Origin of the sequence: Enterobacter cloacae complex sp. P42RS (assembly GCF_014930595.1) — a bacterium.
Lineage (GTDB): Bacteria > Pseudomonadota > Gammaproteobacteria > Enterobacterales > Enterobacteriaceae > Enterobacter > Enterobacter bugandensis.
The window spans coordinates 234,360-250,408 of record NZ_JADBRK010000001.1; the positions used below are offsets into that span (position 1 = coordinate 234,360).

13 protein-coding genes and 1 pseudogene are annotated in these 16,049 nt (G+C 52.4%); 9 read left to right on the forward strand and 5 right to left on the reverse strand.

All coding sequences use genetic code 11. The features are described 5' to 3' along the window. The first annotated feature begins 1,278 nt into the window (after positions 1-1,278). From IM314_RS01115 to IM314_RS01130, 4 genes are all read left to right on the forward strand, one after another. Complete coding sequence (locus IM314_RS01115; protein ID WP_193358362.1) at positions 1,279-6,999, forward strand: autotransporter outer membrane beta-barrel domain-containing protein; 5,721 nt, start codon at positions 1,279-1,281, stop codon at positions 6,997-6,999. Between the two features lie 68 nt (positions 7,000-7,067). Continuing rightward, positions 7,068-7,649 carry a hypothetical protein gene (locus IM314_RS01120; RefSeq protein ID WP_048956397.1) on the forward strand — a complete coding sequence of 194 codons (582 nt, stop codon included), beginning with the start codon at positions 7,068-7,070 and terminating at the stop codon, positions 7,647-7,649. A 57-nt stretch (positions 7,650-7,706) separates the two neighbouring features. Further along, the gene (locus IM314_RS01125) at positions 7,707-8,318 is read left to right on the forward strand and encodes a LuxR C-terminal-related transcriptional regulator (protein WP_047365269.1); all 612 of its coding nucleotides are present in this window, start codon (positions 7,707-7,709) and stop codon (positions 8,316-8,318) included. Between the two features lie 10 nt (positions 8,319-8,328). Continuing rightward, positions 8,329-8,964, forward strand: a complete 636-nt coding sequence (locus IM314_RS01130) for a hypothetical protein (protein WP_193358288.1) — start codon at positions 8,329-8,331, stop codon at positions 8,962-8,964. A 35-nt stretch (positions 8,965-8,999) separates the two neighbouring features. Here IM314_RS01130 and IM314_RS01135 read toward each other — a convergent pair whose 3' ends face one another. Beyond that, the gene (locus IM314_RS01135; protein ID WP_047365265.1) at positions 9,000-10,187 is read right to left on the reverse strand and encodes an MFS transporter; all 1,188 of its coding nucleotides are present in this window, start codon (positions 10,185-10,187) and stop codon (positions 9,000-9,002) included. Positions 10,188-10,317: 130 nt separating this feature from the next. On the opposite strand from IM314_RS01135, the gene IM314_RS01140 reads away from it, so the two are divergent. After that, the gene (locus tag IM314_RS01140; protein WP_047365263.1) at positions 10,318-10,854 is read left to right on the forward strand and encodes a MarR family winged helix-turn-helix transcriptional regulator; all 537 of its coding nucleotides are present in this window, start codon (positions 10,318-10,320) and stop codon (positions 10,852-10,854) included. Positions 10,855-10,878: 24 nt separating this feature from the next. Further along, on the forward strand, positions 10,879-11,802 hold the full coding sequence (locus tag IM314_RS01145) for a LysR substrate-binding domain-containing protein (protein ID WP_041910158.1): 924 nt from the start codon (positions 10,879-10,881) through the stop codon (positions 11,800-11,802). Positions 11,803-11,849: 47 nt separating this feature from the next. Here IM314_RS01145 and IM314_RS01150 read toward each other — a convergent pair whose 3' ends face one another. Beyond that, positions 11,850-12,320: a hypothetical protein gene (locus IM314_RS01150; RefSeq protein ID WP_041910156.1), complete on the reverse strand. Its 471-nt coding sequence runs from the start codon at positions 12,318-12,320 to the stop codon at positions 11,850-11,852. A 250-nt stretch (positions 12,321-12,570) separates the two neighbouring features. Between IM314_RS01150 and IM314_RS01155 the strand changes: the two genes are divergently transcribed. Both IM314_RS01155 and IM314_RS01160 read left to right on the forward strand, forming a co-directional pair. Further along, on the forward strand, positions 12,571-13,248 hold the full coding sequence (locus tag IM314_RS01155; RefSeq protein ID WP_193358287.1) for a DUF1963 domain-containing protein: 678 nt from the start codon (positions 12,571-12,573) through the stop codon (positions 13,246-13,248). A gap of 140 nt (positions 13,249-13,388) precedes the next feature. Continuing rightward, the gene (locus IM314_RS01160; protein WP_193358286.1) at positions 13,389-13,865 is read left to right on the forward strand and encodes a WbuC family cupin fold metalloprotein; all 477 of its coding nucleotides are present in this window, start codon (positions 13,389-13,391) and stop codon (positions 13,863-13,865) included. 65 nt (positions 13,866-13,930) lie between these two features. On the opposite strand, the pseudogene IM314_RS01165 reads toward IM314_RS01160, so the two are convergent. Further along, a pseudogene (locus tag IM314_RS01165) lies at positions 13,931-14,125 on the reverse strand (cysteine hydrolase); the annotation flags it as partial. Positions 14,126-14,360: 235 nt separating this feature from the next. On the opposite strand from IM314_RS01165, the gene IM314_RS01170 reads away from it, so the two are divergent. Then, positions 14,361-14,663 carry a hypothetical protein gene (locus tag IM314_RS01170; RefSeq protein WP_193358285.1) on the forward strand — a complete coding sequence of 101 codons (303 nt, stop codon included), beginning with the start codon at positions 14,361-14,363 and terminating at the stop codon, positions 14,661-14,663. A 114-nt stretch (positions 14,664-14,777) separates the two neighbouring features. Here the strand turns inward: IM314_RS01170 and IM314_RS01175 are convergent, their stop codons facing one another. Beyond that, positions 14,778-15,377 (reverse strand): NAD(P)H-dependent oxidoreductase, encoded by a 600-nt coding sequence (locus IM314_RS01175; RefSeq protein WP_193358284.1) that lies wholly within the window; start codon positions 15,375-15,377, stop codon positions 14,778-14,780. Positions 15,378-15,451: 74 nt separating this feature from the next. Continuing rightward, a complete protein-coding gene (locus IM314_RS01180; protein WP_193358283.1) occupies positions 15,452-16,045 on the reverse strand; it encodes a TetR/AcrR family transcriptional regulator in 594 nt (197 codons plus the stop codon). Between the last annotated feature and the right edge of the window lie 4 nt (positions 16,046-16,049).

Sequence of the window (16,049 nt, forward strand, 5' to 3'; positions counted from 1 at the left end):
CAGCTTAAAAACGCATATACCAGCGTGGATGAGGTGTATACCTATTCTGTTTATCCTGCCGGGGGATCGAGTTCAGATTATGGCGATGTTGAGGGGGCGATTATTCGTGCTTCTGGCTCCCATGCTAAAGCAACGATCTCCAAAACAGGGGAGATATTTTCAAGCCTTGGCACAGCAACATCCCTTAAAGTTCTTCTTGCTGAAACTAGTGCCAGTATCATCAATGATGGTAAGGTTATTAGCTCGGGGAGACTCGCTGAAATATTATCCGGCTCCCAATTGATAAACAATGGTATTCTCTCTCTTGGCGGACATTCATCCGTCGGTGACTATGATTTGGGAGGTGGAATTACCTCCCAACCGATAATAATTGATGGGCAGGGAAGCCAATTTATAAATAACGGGGCATATAATATCAATGCTCGTGCACTTTATGAATCTAAGTCGAAAAATGGCATTACCGCTGGCATGAGTTTGACAAATGGTGCTACGGCTGTAAACCATGGTTTTCTCAACAGTGGTTATTGGGGCACAAGCAAAATTATCTCCTCAGATCCAGCGTCGGGTGCTGTTCGTACTGTTAATGTCGGCTCGGGAAGTTCTTTCCTGAATGATTCAAATGGGCATATTCAATTAGGGATTAACGAAGATGGTGTTACACCTGACTATCTCGGTGCGTCGAGCGCTGCGATTGTTGTAGATTCTAATGCACAAGCTGAAAACAGGGGGATCATTACATTAGGCGCGACTGCTGACGGCGTTTATGGACTTTATGCTAACAATGTGAGCAATACACATTTAGTGAATAGTGGTACTATAAATATTAATTCTAATGGTGATAATGATGCATACATACCATTGCAGAGTATCGGGATTTTCTCTGAGAATAATGCATCGGGAACAATTGATAACGCCGGTGTAATTAATGTCAATGGCGCGAATGGCATTGGAGTTAAGGCTTTTAACGGAGGTGCTGCCTCATCTTCAGGTATTGTGAATGTTTATAAATCTGCTGGCTCAAGCGGATTGAACAATTACGGTGCCTGGGTGCAAGGGGCAGGCTCAAAAATTGGTATTGCCGGAGATATTAATCTAAACGGCGATGGTGCTATTGGTGTGCATGCCCGTGACGGGGGGGTTATCAACTTGAGCGGTAATGCAGCCATTAATTTTTTATCAGGAAAAAAACAGATTGGTTATTTTATCTATGGTTCCGGATCACAGATTAATAACAGCAGCAGCAGCGTCCAGGATGTCTCATCAGATAATTCGACGTTAATGCGCCTTGATGGTGGGGCCAACTTTACCGGCAGCGCCATTCAGGGCTCCAGTATGGTTTCGTCAGGACAGAATTCCGTGGTCTTATTGGCAACGGGAACTGGCACGTCGGTAAATACCGGCAGCCTGACCCTCGATCTTTTGGGAACGGGATCCACTGGCGTACTCATTGAGGGCGGAGCCACGGGGGTCATTGATGCCAACACCGTGCTGCAACTCAATAATGCCAGCGCTATTGCGGCGATCGCAGACGGAAATGGCTATGATCTCACCGGCGCACTGACGACCACCGGCGATTCATCTACAAAACTCAATTCCGCCGCCGCTTTGTCTTCGACACAGAATAAGGTGACCGGTTATATCGCCCGTAATGGCGCCGCACTTGAAAATTCAGGAAGTATCTCTTTTGACGGCGAGAATACAATCGGGATAGAAGTACTGGATGGTTCCACAGGGACGAACAGCGGCAGCATCTCGTTGAACACAGGTGGCGTTGGTCTTAAGGCCAGCTCCAGCAACCTGATCACAACCGTTAATAACACCGGAGATCTGACGCTGAAAGGCGGTGCCGATGATAATCGTACCACCGGTATCCAGGCTTCCGGGAAAACCGTGACGGTGAATATGACCGGAGGGACCATTCGCCTTGAGGGGCAGGGCGCGATCGGTGTCGCTGTACACGACGGTGCAACGGTGAGTTTGGCCGGTACGGCTATGCCAGACTTTGCCGGTAACAATGTCAGTAACCAGATTGCATTCCTCATTTCTGGTGCAGGCTCCACTCTGAATACCCTGGGCACTGCAATGATGGATGCGAACGGAGAGGGATCGACCCTTTTCCGCGTTGAGAATAAAGCATCCCAGCAGGGAGTCTTGTCATACACCGTATCCGGTAACAATGCCCGTGGGATCTGGGCGACGGGATCTGGAACGCTCGTGAAAGCCGCAGCAGGCAGTCAATTATCCATCGCTGGGACGGGGGCTCAGGGGATCTATGTTGCTGGCGGTGCAGATGCCACGCTTGAAAAAGGCGTCACGGCCAATTTAACCGGCAGCGGTGCCGTGGTGGGGGTGGTTGACGGCAACGAGTACGATCTGGCAGGGGGCGTAACTAATAGTAACATGGGCACCATCTTGACCAATGAAGCCAGCATCACTTCCGGTCTCGCTGGCGCGACTGCCTTTATCACGCAGAATCAAGGCAAGTTGATCAACACCGGTCGTATCGATCTCAGTAACGGCTCCGGGAATACCGGTATTAAGGTCATCAGCGGCCAGTTCGAAAACAAAGCCAGTGATATTACCGTCAGCGGTGTGGCTGTGGACGTTGAAGGGGCTAACTCTACGGTATTCAGTACTGGAGGTAGCATCATTGCCACAGATGGAGAGGCCGCTATTCGCCTGAGTCAGGGTGCTTCACTGGATTTAGTGGGCAGCGGTATGGGTGTCGTCGAGGGCCGGGGTACGGCACATGGGGTGCTGCTGGATACCGGCGCGAAAGGACTGATTATCAACGGCGCGCGGATCGATGTGAACGCAACCGGCGCCAGTGGCAATGGTATCGAAAACCGGGCCGAAATCGCGGGCATTCAGCTTACCGGTACCACGATTAATGTGCGGGACGGTAAAGGCGTACGGACATCAGCGACCCTGGCGCAACAGAACAGTGGCACGATTAATGTGGATGGAAGCGGTACAGGTATTGCTTTCATGGCCGCCGATGGTGGGAACTCTGCAAACGATCTTGATTTGTCTCGCTCGTCAGGGCTGACGATCAACGTTCTTGGCAGCGGCGGTGCCGGTATCCTGGCGAACACTGCAGATGGTGCGACGGTGCAAAGTGCGGTCAGCGTGAATGTCACTGCGGCAGACGGCGGCTCCGCGCTGGTGGTGAATAATAACGCGAAGCAGGTGGAACAGACTGGCGTTCTCCGTTCTGCATCAACGACCGCAGCGGTAGTGGATGCCGCGAAGGTCGGCACGTTTATCAATACCGGCGCTATCATCGCGGCCACAGACACCTCGCTGGCTATGGCCTTTGATGACGGTGTCGATACCGTCATGCGTAATGGTGCCGGGGGCGTTATCCAGGGGGTTATTGCGCTCAATAACGGCAATAACAGCCTCTACCTCGATGACGCCAGTACGCTGACCGGTACCGCCACTCTGGGGAACGGAAACAACCGCGTCACCCTGACCGGTACGGCCCGTGCGGACAGCGTGATTGCCGGTAGCGGTGACAACATCTTTACGGTGAAAGGCAGAGGAGCCGTCTTTAATCTCCTCGACGGGGGCACAGGCAGCAACGACACCCTGGTGTTCGATGCCGCCGTGCACCGTCTGGCCAGTGCGTCAACGCTTCAGAATTTTGAGCGTGTGGCCCTCAAAAATAACTCGCTCCTGACCCTCGAAGAAGCGCTGGTGCTGACCGACGGGGGGATCGGTGCCGGTGCTGTCGACATCGAACGTGGCAGCGAGCTGGCGGTGAAGCCTTCTGTCGCGGGAGATTTCACTTTTGACCCGACGCTTACCGGTCAGGGCCTGGTATCGGTCAGCCTCGATTCCTCGCAGTCGGATTTTGCTTTCACCGGCAATACAGGAAGTAATTTCGCGGGCACCCTGAAACTGGGCACCAGTCATTTCCAGCTGGAAGGCGATAACACGTCTTCACTGACGCAGGCCTCCCTGGTTACCGGGAATGAAAGTGTGGTCACGGTCGGTGCGGGTGAGCAGCAACTCGGTAGCCTGTCCTTTGACGGGGGAACCGTTCAGTTCCGGGCCGTCATGCCGGGCGATATCATTGCAGACAATCACATCACCACCTCTGCCAGCGGCACGCTCGATATCGGAGGCAAGGGGACGGTTCAGGTCACACTGGGTGGCGGGGTGATTAACCATGTTCCTGCCAGCCTCAGTAAAAAATCGCTGATGGAGCAGGATGACGCCACCACGCTGGTCCAGCTTGCCGGGGCAGAAGGCGCGGTAAAAGGAACGGGTGGTCAGCTTAATCTGGTAGATGAAAACGGAAACGTTATCAGTGACGTGCAGCACCTGGATATCGTTCAGGACGGCAACACCGTCGCGAAGGGAACCTGGGATTACCAGATGGTAAGCAGTTCCGACGGTATCACCAGTGACGGGCTTTATATCGCCTACGGTCTGAAAGAAGTCGAGCTGATGGGAACGGGCGACAATGCCCTGACGCTTGCGGTTGGGCCGGATGCTCAGGGGCTACAGACCGATCTGCGCGTGAAGGTGACCGGCAGTGGCGATCTGGCGATCGATACCGGCAGCGCGCAAACCGTGAGCCTGTCGAATGGCGGTAATGATTACACAGGTGCCACCAGTGTGATCAGTGGAACGCTGCGTCTTGATGCCGACAACACTCTGGGGCTGACTTCGGCTGTGAATGTCGCGGCTGGATCTGTGCTGGATATAAACGGTTCACGCCAGACAGCGGGTGCGCTGAATACAGAGGCTGGCAGTCAGGTCATGCTTGACGCAGGCAGTCATTTGACGCTCACCCACGCGCAGCGTGAGGCTGGCATGAATGATGCGGGATCCATCGCCGGTAACACACTTATTGGGGCGGGTGAGCTGGAGGTGCTGTCCGGTGAACTTTATGTCGATGGTGCGAATACCGGCTATACCGGGGAAGTTGCCCTGAACGGCGGCGCAAACGCCATGCTTAACGATGTGGCGGGCCTGGGTAACAGTGGAACGGTCACGATGACGTCAGCAAACGACACGCTGACGCTGAACGATGGTGTCTCTGGTGCGCTGGCGAAAACGCTGGCAGGAAACGGGGGTGTCGTACTTAAGGACGGTGCAGATATCACCCTGGCAGCGGATAACAGCGGATTCTCGGGCCTCTTTACGGTGGACAGTGGCGCGACACTTACTGCGCAGGGGCCTGAGCAGACCGGTAAGGCCGATATTGAGAACCACGGTAGCCTGGTGCTGAACAATGTGGCCGCCTGGACGGTAGAAAACCACATCACCGGTACAGGGGATCTGGTGAAAAATGGCCGGGGTAACGTGACGCTGACGCAGTCCGCCGCGCAGTACACCGGTAATACAGACGTTAATCTCGGCATACTCACTCTGGGTGATGTGGACAATGCAGTTTCGCTGGCTTCATCCGCTGTAAACGTGGCTCGTGGCGCTGTCTTTGGGGGATACGGCAGTACGGCAGGCGATGTTATCAACCAGGGCACGTTTGTGCTGGGAGAGTATGGCGTCGTGGAGGCAACCCCACTGCAGTACGCTGTAGGCGGTAATCTGACCAACGCCAGTTCGGTGTTGATCGGCCAGTCGGGAGCCAGGGCCGGTAACACGCTCCAGGTGAGCGGTGACTATGTTGGCAACAACGGCACTATCCACTTTAACACCGTGTTGGGTGATGACCGTTCGGCAACCGATCGGATGGTGATTGGTGGTTCTACCAGCGGCAATACTACTGTCAGCGTTACAAATGCGGGCGGAAGTGGCGCTGCCACCCTTAACGGGACTGAGCTGATTACGGTAGGCGGTAAATCCGAGGGGGAATTTACTCAGTCCGGACGTATTGTGGCCGGGGCTTACGATTACCGTCTGACGCGTGGACAGGGCAGCAATAGCGGGAACTGGTATCTGGTGAGCCGGGATACCACCCCGGTCGATCCGGTAATCCCGGATCCAGAGCCAGGAACAGGCCCGGATACAGGTTCAGGAACGGATACGGACACGGGCACCCAGCCTAAGCCGGACTGGATCCGTCCTGAAGCGAGTCTGTACGGGGTGAATATGGCTGCTGCGAATACGCTGTTCACACACCGACTCCACGATCGTCTGGGGGAGACCCACTATGTAGACGCTCTCACCGGAGAGAAAAAGGTCACCAGTATGTGGCTGCGTAACGTCGGTGGACACACCCGCTCGAAAGACAGCAGCGGACAGATGAACACCCAGTCAAACCGGTATGTGATGCAGATGGGCGGTGACATTGCGCAATGGAGTAGCGACAGTGAAAACCGCTATCACCTGGGCGTGATGGCGGGCTATGCAAACCAGAAGAGCAACGCGCGTAACCACCTCAACGGTAATAAGGCTGATAGCAGTATTAACGGGTACAGCCTGGGCATTTATGGCACCTGGCTGCAGGAGAGCGAGGCGAAAACCGGAGCATGGGTGGATACCTGGCTGTTGTACAACTGGTTCGACAATACCGTCAGTGGAAAATCTGCTGGCAGTGAAAGCTACAAATCAAAAGGGTTCACTGCATCGGTGGAAGGGGGATACACCTGGAAACTGGGCGATCGTGATGAGCGCACGGCCTACTACATCCAGCCAAAAGCGCAGGCTATCTGGATGGGGGTGAAGGCTGATGATCTGACGGAAAGCAATGGTACCCGGGTCACCGGTGAAGGGGACGGCAATATTCAGACCCGCCTGGGCGCTCGTGCCTTTATTAAAGGACACAGCACACTGGATGACGGAAAAGAACGAACCTTCGAGCCGTTTATTGAAGCTAACTGGATCCATAACACTGAGACGTTCGGTGCAACCCTTAACGGCGTACGGGTGAATCAGGCTGGTACCCGTAACATTGGCGAGCTGAAGGTTGGAGTGGACGGCCAGCTGAGCCGCAATGTCAACCTGTGGGGCAATGTGGCGCAACAGGTGGGTGACGATGGTTATAGCGACAGCAGCGCCATGCTGGGCCTGAAAGTGAGCTTCTAATTAAAAACCGGGCGGGCTTCGTGAAAAGCCTGCCCTCTAAGACCGTATTCGAGGGAAGAGGTAAATAAATGAGCCAGACAACCCGTCAGTTTTTTACGTTTTATATGATCATTATGGCACTGTCTGTGGTGCTGCTGGGAGGATGTGATATGAAGAAAAAAGGAAATGATGTTGCTTATGTAGACCTGGCAGCGGTCTTGTCAATGTCAGGACTCGCGCAGCAGGAAAAGGAGCGCATGGATTTGGTTGTAGATGCGCTGAAAAAGGCCGAAACCGAAGCCGGAAAACTTTATGAAAAAATGGACAAAGACCAAAGAGAAAAAGCGCGCCAGGCCGATCAAATTATGCTTCGTCGCGTGCTGGCTGAAGCAGGGCAGTCTGCCAGAAACAGCATTTTGGCGGAGGCCCGCCAGGCGATAGAGAAGGTCAGACAACAGGAAGGGCTGCGTATCGTGATGGACGGTTCGCTGATCCTCGCCTCGGCAGACGATACCAATTTAACGGTTAATGTCACAGAAGCGCTTAAAGATGTTAAAGCAGACTTTGGCCCTCTGCCTTCCATCTCTGTCACCAGTCCGAAGCCTGAACCTGCTGAAGCGGCTAAAGAGAATAAGGACGTCATAAGTCCTAAAAATAAAACCTCAAAATAATTCAGGAAGAGGCAGTCTTGAAAGGACTGCCTTACAGTCATTAAACAGGGATTTGAGATGGTGATATTATTTATTGGAGCCGATAATTTTTGGGCAGAAGGTGTTAGGCATATTTTAGAGGAAACGTATTCAGAAAGTGTGAAGCTTGTATCAATTCACAATGCGTGTGATTCAGTCAATCATAATGCGCTTTTTTACAGAAGATACGACTTTGTATTTATTGATATGATGAGTTATGTACCAGCACTCTATGGGAACTTATACAACATTTTAAAAAACGCTAAAGAAAAAATTGTTTTCATTCAGCCTTCAAACTCAACCGGTGTCAATATTCATAGTACTCTGGTATCAAAATCCATAACGATATCCAGGTACATGGCGATTGAATTGTTGAAGGTTAAACTGATGTCTCCCTGTGTTTGTAAGGAAAATGATTTAATACCACATAATCATTACCAGTCAAGCTTTAAACGTTCGAAAGCTATTATGAATGCTTTCGAACTTGAAGTTATTAGATCCATTTCCGCTGGAGCGAGCGTGAAAGATGTCGCTATACGAATGAATAAAAGTGATAAGACAATTTATCAACTACTATCAAGGATAAAAATGAGGATGGGAATAAAAAGCAAGCATGAGTTCCTGTATTTCTTGTCATCATTTGGTTCATGAGGCTATGACCATGTCAAAAATTAAGTATTCAACACCGTTTAAAACAGCCTTATTTATTACTGTTATGCTATTAAACGGGTGTGATGCAAACGAAAAGAAGCTGAGTGTTGGTTATGTCGATATGAAGGTAGTTCTGACACAGTCAGGATTGTCCCTTCAAGAAAAAGCCTATCTGGATAACGTTGCCAGCGTGCTTAAAGAAGCAAATGACGAGGCGCATAAATTGTATGAAAAAATTGATACGGATAAATTAAACGAGTTGCGTGAATTGGATCAACTGCTTTTGCAAAAATCATTACGAATGGCACGCTATTCTGCAAGAAACCTCCTCTATACAAAGACAATAGAGACGGCAAAAAATATATGCGATAAAAATGGGTTGAAAATAATACATTATGGTCCTCTGATACTTACTTCTGGCGACTATATAGATGTAACAGATCAGGTCATTGATGCCCTTAAAGGCTCTCAGGTTGATTTTGGACATATTCCAAAATTACAAATAATATTACCTGAAGATAAAGGAGAGGGTGGTAAGTTTATGACGGGAGTTATAAACTTAAGTAAATTGTCTAATGGCAACCCCAGGTCTTTAGTCATTGTAAACGGGTTCTTAGGGACTTCCTTTATTGGATTTGCAGCATGACTCGCAAGCGGCCTTCCTCAGGGAGCAGATAATCACTATTCCCCTGCACCGGCTTCAGAGGAAGGTCGTGTCTGCTCGCTCACGACAGGCTTAAATTTCAGCGCTATAGCAATCAAAAGCACGACTCCCGCGCTCATCACCAGCCATGCGCTGGTCAGTGAAACAGCGCTGTCGCTAACGATCCCCGCAATTAACGGCATTAGCGCGGCGATCATATATCCTCCTCCCTGAACTTTAGACAGTAACTTCCCGGCCTGCGCGGGCGTTCGCGCATGATCGAACGTGACGATAAGCGACAGCGGGAAGAGGGCGCCGATACCGATGCCAAGCAGCAAGGTTGATAAGACCGGCGTGGTGCCCGACGCAAAGACCAGACACAGTAATCCCGCCAGCAGCAGTAACAGTACAGTTATCAGCGGAACACGGCGGTCGGGGAATTTACCGATCAGCGCGGAGACGGCAAACCCGGCGGCCACCTCGGTTAAGGTCAGCCAGGCCAGCATATAGCCGCTGCTGCGTGCGGACCATCCTGCCTGAATATAGAGCGGGGGCAGCCAGGCTAAGACCAGCGTGTAGGCACCCGTCCCCACGCCAAAAAAGAGCAGAAGGAGTCCAGTCCGGGAGGAAGAGAGCGTAACGGATTCATGTGCTGTTTGTTCCCCTTCAGACTGTTTAACCAGGGGTAACCACAGCATCAGTGCCAGCAGCGCGAGCACGCCTGCCATAGCCAGCGCGTGCTTCAGCGAGAGCCATGAAAACAGCGGCTCGGCGCTGGCGGCGGCGACTGCCGCACCGGCCATAATGCCCGTGCTGAATAGCGACATGATCGTGCTGGCCGTTTGCGTATACGCCTTTTTTATCAGGGCAGGCATTAACGCCTGGATCGTGCCGATGCTGGCCCCACCCAGTAACGCGGTACCCATCAAACCCGTCAGCGAGGTGCTAAAACCGCGTAATGAACAGGCTACCAGCAAGATGAACAGCCCGAGCATAATTCCCCTGACGGCACCGATCCTGGCTAAAAGCCAGGGGCCACACAGGGCAGCCAGTCCCATCATCGCCACCGGCAGGGTAGTCAGCAGGCTGAATTGCGTCGCGTTCAGCCCCGCTTCGCGCTGCAGCACGGAGAAAAGAGGGCCGACCGAGGCCAGAATGGGGCGCAGGTTCAGCCCAACGATAAAAGCGATAACGGCGAAGAGTAATGGTGATGTACGTTTCAACATGGCATCCTTTTCGGTTGTGAATGGCCCAGGCAAATTGCCGCGAGCATTTATCTTAACGTTAAGATAAAATCTGTTTTTGTGTAAGATGTACCGCACAACTCGATAAATTCCCACGCTATCCGGGGTGAAGATGAAAGACCATGTAGACTTCGTTGTTGGCCAGTGGAGCAGCGCCATGCCTGAGCTGGACGCCTCGTCGATGAAAATTTTTGGCCGAATGCTCAGGCTGATGAAGCACCTGGGAAAAGAACGCGCGCAGGCCATGGCGCCGTTTGGCTTTCGCGAGGGCGAGTTTGACGTCCTCGCCACGCTGCGTCGCGCCGGGGAGCCGTACTGCCTTTCGCCCACGCAGCTGTATACATCCCTGTTGATCACCTCAGGGGCGATGACGAACCGGCTCAACCATCTTGAACAACAAGGCCTTATCAGGCGGATTGCCGATCCTGATGACAAGCGCAGCACGCTCGTCAGCCTGACGCCGCACGGGCAGGCTCGTATCGAACAGGCGCTGCTCGTGCACACGGAAACGCAGAATGCGCTGCTGAGAAACCTCTCTGAGGCGCAACGCGCGCAGCTTGAGTCTCTGCTCAGAGGGCTGCTGCTGACGTTTCCGGCTGAGGAATGGGGTGAAAGGTCACCGAGTGCCGATAATACAAAAACTGTATGATTACACCTTCCAAAAAGGGAATGTATGTCTTTACCGCCACTGTATGCGCTGCGCGCGTTCGAAGTTGCCGCACGGCTGAACTCGTTCAGCAAAGCGGCTGAAGTCCTGAATATCACGCCGGGGGCGGTCAGCAGGCATGTCCGCACGCTTGAGATGTGGTTCGACTGCGAGCTGTTTAAACGGCAGGGACCGAGAGTGGAGGTCAGCGACGCCGGGCGTATTCTGGCCGGGCAGCTTAGCGAAAGTTTCTCGAATATTGAGTGGGCCTGTCGCGCATTCAAAAGTGAAAACCATCTTCTGCGCCTCAAAGCCCCCAGCACCCTGACGATGCGATGGCTTCTCAATGTGCTTAAATCCTTTCGGGAGAATCATGCGAAGCCGAAAATCGAAATCGCCAGCGTCTGGATGGACTTCGACACGGTTGACTTCAGCCGCGAGCCCTACGATTGTGCGATCCTCCTCGGTAACGGCTATTTCGGCGAATCAACGGAGAGCAGGCTGCTGTTCAGCGAGTGGCTTATTCCGGTTTGTACGCCGTCTTTGTTGGAGCCTGCCCGGCATCAGCTTCCTGAGTGCGATCTTATTCATCCGTCACCGGACCGACGGGACTGGAAGCGCTGGCTGAAAAGGACGGGCTTATTCCCCGGCCTCGACATGAGCGGTGGGATCGTGTTCGACACCCTGGAGCAGGGAAGCCTTGCGGCCATGCACGGACACGGCGTGGCGATGGCCGATCTCCGGCTCACGCTCGACGCGCTGAAAAGCGGCCTGCTCGCGCTGCCCTTCCGGGAGGCGATAGCAACAGGGGACGGTTACTATCTTGTCTGGCCGAAAAATTCGCTCAGAGGACAGAGTATTGAACGGTTGCTGGCCTGGCTTAACCTTAATGCGCCAGTGGTGCCTTCTTTGGATATTGTCTGTCTTGATTTCAATGAAAAGCGGATTTAATAAATAGCGGAATATTAACAGGGAGATATTCCGCATAGTGTACGTATTTATGCGTAGGGAATATTTGCCATCTTTTTATATCTTTCCGGCAGGGCGCTGTTCAGGTTGAGTAATTTATCCAGTATATAAAGCGTGGGCGTTCCCTTTGCGCGTTCAGCTTCGATTAGCGCAGAACGTAACAGATTGGTAGCCGATGTCATTTCACGGAAGTACTTCTCAGATTCAGGCGTCTGAACTTCGCCTGAAGCGGCGTAGCGCACCCTTGGCCAGTCCGCGAAGTCAAGAAGCGGAAGGAGCCCATCTTCTTTGGGCAAATGCGCAGAGAGCAACTCTTCGGCGTTACCCGGATTGCTTTGGGCGAAAGACAGAAGATGCAGTCGATGAATAAAGGGCGAAAGAACCTCAGCGCTATCGTTTTCTGATGAAAGAAAAGTTATTAGCGCATGAATATTTTCACCCGCGATGTTTTTTTCAGGTGAGATCATTTTCATTAGATGAAATAAAACATCGAGTGTCATACGTACTCCATATGCATGCAGGTGTATTTATTATTTGAGTTTTGCTCTCTGTTCCAGGTCAGGAATAGACCGGGAATGAAGGGATGGTATTTCAATGTGATTACGTTTGAAAAACGAGAAATAGTGGGAATCAATGTGAGTTTTACTCAACATAGGTTTTATTATTCAATGAGATTCTCCAGCTGTGATGATTATCTTACAATGAACAGCAGAATATCTATCCGACAAGCGTCTACAGAGGCGAGCAAACATGAGATTAGAGAGTGCGTCAGTTTTAGAAGAACTCCGGACCAGGCTAAGACCCGCATCGGTCGCGCAGGTCGGTGGGTTCCGGCCGCCTGAAGATCCCATTACGTCATGGTTTCTGAAGGGTGTTTCTCGTGCAGATGAAGGATTACCCACCTGGAAGGGCAAACCAATGTTTCCACTTCTTCAGATCAGGGTCGACGAGCTTCCTGTTATTCCTGACCAGTTGAAGGGCATAGCCCTTCTGGTGTTATTTCACAATCTGGAACAACATCCCTTTGACGAACCGCACGGTGAAGGATGGTTAATTCGCGAGTATGCCAGCCTTGAAGGGCTTCAGCCATTGCCTGAACTGGACACGCCGTATCGGCCGTTTCCAGTTCAATGGCTGAGTGTCATTGACGATGCACCAGGATGGGAAGATGCCTGGGATATTATTGATCTCTCTTGCGTAAATGATGATGAGCAGGCCAGTGATAGTTTTTTTGAAGATTTCAACCGTTACAGGGGAACCAAGGTAGGGGGATTTCCGACTGAGATACAACACGGTGTGGGAATCGAAGAGTTTGTTTTTCAGGTTGGGTCAGAAGAAAAAGTAAGCTGGATGTGGGCGGATAACGGTATCGGTTACTTTCACCGGTCATCAGAAGGGGAATGGCGGTTTACATGTCAGTTCTACTGATGAGCTCCCTGCCGGGGGATTGACCACTCACCCGGTAGCGATTTGTTTCACAAATCCCATCGTTCCTCGACCGTTCAGGATGGTATAACGTCCTGCGGCAACCGGGTTGCCGCAGACAGCCCACATACCTGAAGGTGTATATGAAACAGATTACTTTCAGTGACCTGCAGCAGCAAAGCGAGCAGGCCGCACATTCTCCTCGCTTACGCGCGCACCGTAATTTACACCCTGACCTGAGCGACCCGGTGCAGCGCTTAGCCATTGCAATGGAACCCGGTACCTATGTCCGCCCCCATCGCCATCCGCACACGTTTGAACTGCTGACGGCGCTGAGTGGTCGCTTTCTGGTGCTGAATTTTGACGACAGCGGAAACGTGACCCGGCGCGTGGTGTTAGGCGAAGAGTGTAAAGTCCTGGAGATGGATGCCGGAACCTGGCATGCCGTGCTGTCGCTGGATAGAGGCGGCGTCATTTTTGAGGTTAAATACGGGGCGTATCAGCCCGTGCCCGAGCATGATACCGCCCCATGGTCACCGGCAGAAAACGAGCCCGGCACCGAGAAGCTGATGCAATGGTACGCTCAGGCACAGGTGGGTGACGGTGGTTTTACCCTGTAATTATTCTCTTATGTGCCCGGCGCGCGGAAAGGCGAGCCGGGTAAAAAGATAAGCGCTCACCTGAGTCAACTCACCGTACTAAAAAGCCAGTCACGAGCAGTCGACAGCGTCACAAACGGACCGGCCAGCGTGCTGTTGCGATGGGCAATAATGTCGCTGGCGGATAAATAGTCATTATCCATTGTGATATGCGCATCTGAAATTAATACCGTCCTGAAACCCAGCTCCGGCGCGGCCCGGCAGGTCGTATCGATGCAAAACATATTAATACCTTCGCTGATATGTCGAGTATCGAGGGTGGAAATTACCTTCTCTGAATTGCCACCGAGAGTTCTTTTCAATACCATCAATATGCATGTAAATATGACTAAAATCATACCAACATATTTGTTAGATGCGGGTTTGTCGGTTCGACCTTTAGCACAATCCAACTGTGCGAGAGACTGGATAAAAACCGTTGTGTTTCAATAAAAAAATCACAAAAAGGATGTGCGTATGTTGAAAAGCTTAGTCGCGGGGCAGTTGAGCTTACCGATGACTTTCTGGGGATGGGGAATTTGCGGTAATTTTTTACTGGGTCTCATTGGGCTTGCTGGAGTGCAGACCGGTCACCCGGCCATGGTGCCGCTTTCCTATATACTTAAAGCCATTCTGTTCAGTGCTGTACTTTCCGGCATAACTTTCATTCTGCGTCGAAAAATCACAATATTGGGTGGGATCGCTTTTTTTATTATTTTGATTCAGGTGATTATGAGTGTAGTGATGACGATAGGCCTTTTCTCGTTATTTTTTGAATAATCACAAGAAAGAGAGTTCCGGTTTGCCAGCAGGATCCCTGACGGTTAGTAACATCGAGAACTCGTGCCTCCTTTTGGCGAAGGAGGCACGCCGTTGCTGTCTGGATAGCCGATATTATTTTAGGTCGCGGATCTCGTTCAGGAATTCCTCAACCTGCTCAGGCGTAGCCGTATCTGCCTGGTAAAGGATTTCGAGCTTAACGTTCTTCAACCCGCAGAAGCCAAATACCCCTTCGATTATCTGCGTCTGGATCGCCGTCGAATAGCCGTGCTTGTCGAACCCGGTAAGATCGCTACCGCCGGTGGCAATCAGGCGGACGGGAACATCACGTAAGTTGCCCACAATCCGGCCGTCGTCGGCCACCTTATACGCCCAGTTCAGGGTTAACACGCGATCGAACCAGCCTTTCAACAGCGCGGGAACCGACCACCAGTACACCGGGAAGACGAATACCAGCATATCCGCGCGCTCGACTCGCTTTTGCTCGCGCAGAATATCGTCGGGGAGGGCGCTCGGATCGCCGTGATACAAATCGAGATCGGCGCGGGTCATCGCCGGATTAAACCCTTCAGAATGCAGATCGGCGATCTCAACCTGCGTACCTTCCTCGCGTAATTTCCCGGCAATACGGGCTGCCAGCGTATGGGATAACGAATTGTCGATCGGGTGTGCCGTCACGATCAGCGCGTTTTTAATAGCATGGGTTGCAGACATAGCGGCCTCCAGATGGGGGAGAAGTGATGCCTATATTACTATTGGTAACTTAGGTGTCAATCCGCCCCCGGCGATCATTTTGTGCTATTCGCGTAGGTCTCCAGCACCCCAGTCATGACGCCGCAGAGCATATCTTCTGCCACATTCCGGGCGAGCACGCCGTTGCCCGCCGAGGTGCTGAGCGCCTCCGCCGCGCCAATGATGGCCGTCAGTACCGCTTCTCCCTGAACGCCTTTTAAGACGATAAAAGGAGAAAGTGCGGTGCGCAGGCAGTCGGCGCAATCGGCCACGCATGCTTCCCGAAACGTCTGCAGCGCGCGAGAACCGGACAGCGCCGCGGCGATTGGCCCGGTTTCAGGCCCGGCGGCAATGGCACAGTCGATATAGGCCGCGCTGAAAAAGCGGATCGTCTTCTCCAGCGTTTTGCTGTCTACCGCCAGCGTCTCCCTGAATTTCGCCAGCTGCCGATCGCTATAGTCCTGGTACAGTGCCATCAGCAGCCCCTCACGATCGCCAAAGTGGTCGTAGGGGATAGGCTTGGTCACGTTGGCCCGTTCTGCCAGATAGCCAAGGGTCAACGCCTCCGTGCCTTGCTGACGCACGATCCCTCGCGCAACCTCCAGCAGCTGCACGCGGCGGTCCTCTTTTCTTAAGCGCTTAATAACCATGCTT

Bases quoted from the DNA above. Each gene is read 5' to 3' on its own strand.
- IM314_RS01180 (WP_193358283.1), bottom strand. From the start codon at position 16,045: ATGGTTATTAAGCGCTTAAGAAAAGAGGACCGCCGCGTGCAGCTGCTG.
- IM314_RS01115 (WP_193358362.1), top strand. From the start codon at position 1,279: ATGCGCCTTGATGGTGGGGCCAACTTTACCGGCAGCGCCATTCAGGGC.
- IM314_RS01160 (WP_193358286.1), top strand. From the start codon at position 13,389: ATGAAACAGATTACTTTCAGTGACCTGCAGCAGCAAAGCGAGCAGGCC.
- IM314_RS01125 (WP_047365269.1), top strand. From the start codon at position 7,707: ATGGTGATATTATTTATTGGAGCCGATAATTTTTGGGCAGAAGGTGTT.
- IM314_RS01120 (WP_048956397.1), top strand. From the start codon at position 7,068: ATGAGCCAGACAACCCGTCAGTTTTTTACGTTTTATATGATCATTATG.
- IM314_RS01135 (WP_047365265.1), bottom strand. From the start codon at position 10,187: ATGTTGAAACGTACATCACCATTACTCTTCGCCGTTATCGCTTTTATC.
- IM314_RS01130 (WP_193358288.1), top strand. From the start codon at position 8,329: ATGTCAAAAATTAAGTATTCAACACCGTTTAAAACAGCCTTATTTATT.
- IM314_RS01155 (WP_193358287.1), top strand. From the start codon at position 12,571: ATGAGATTAGAGAGTGCGTCAGTTTTAGAAGAACTCCGGACCAGGCTA.
- IM314_RS01145 (WP_041910158.1), top strand. From the start codon at position 10,879: ATGTCTTTACCGCCACTGTATGCGCTGCGCGCGTTCGAAGTTGCCGCA.
- IM314_RS01140 (WP_047365263.1), top strand. From the start codon at position 10,318: ATGAAAGACCATGTAGACTTCGTTGTTGGCCAGTGGAGCAGCGCCATG.
- IM314_RS01175 (WP_193358284.1), bottom strand. From the start codon at position 15,377: ATGTCTGCAACCCATGCTATTAAAAACGCGCTGATCGTGACGGCACAC.
- IM314_RS01150 (WP_041910156.1), bottom strand. From the start codon at position 12,320: ATGACACTCGATGTTTTATTTCATCTAATGAAAATGATCTCACCTGAA.
- IM314_RS01170 (WP_193358285.1), top strand. From the start codon at position 14,361: ATGTTGAAAAGCTTAGTCGCGGGGCAGTTGAGCTTACCGATGACTTTC.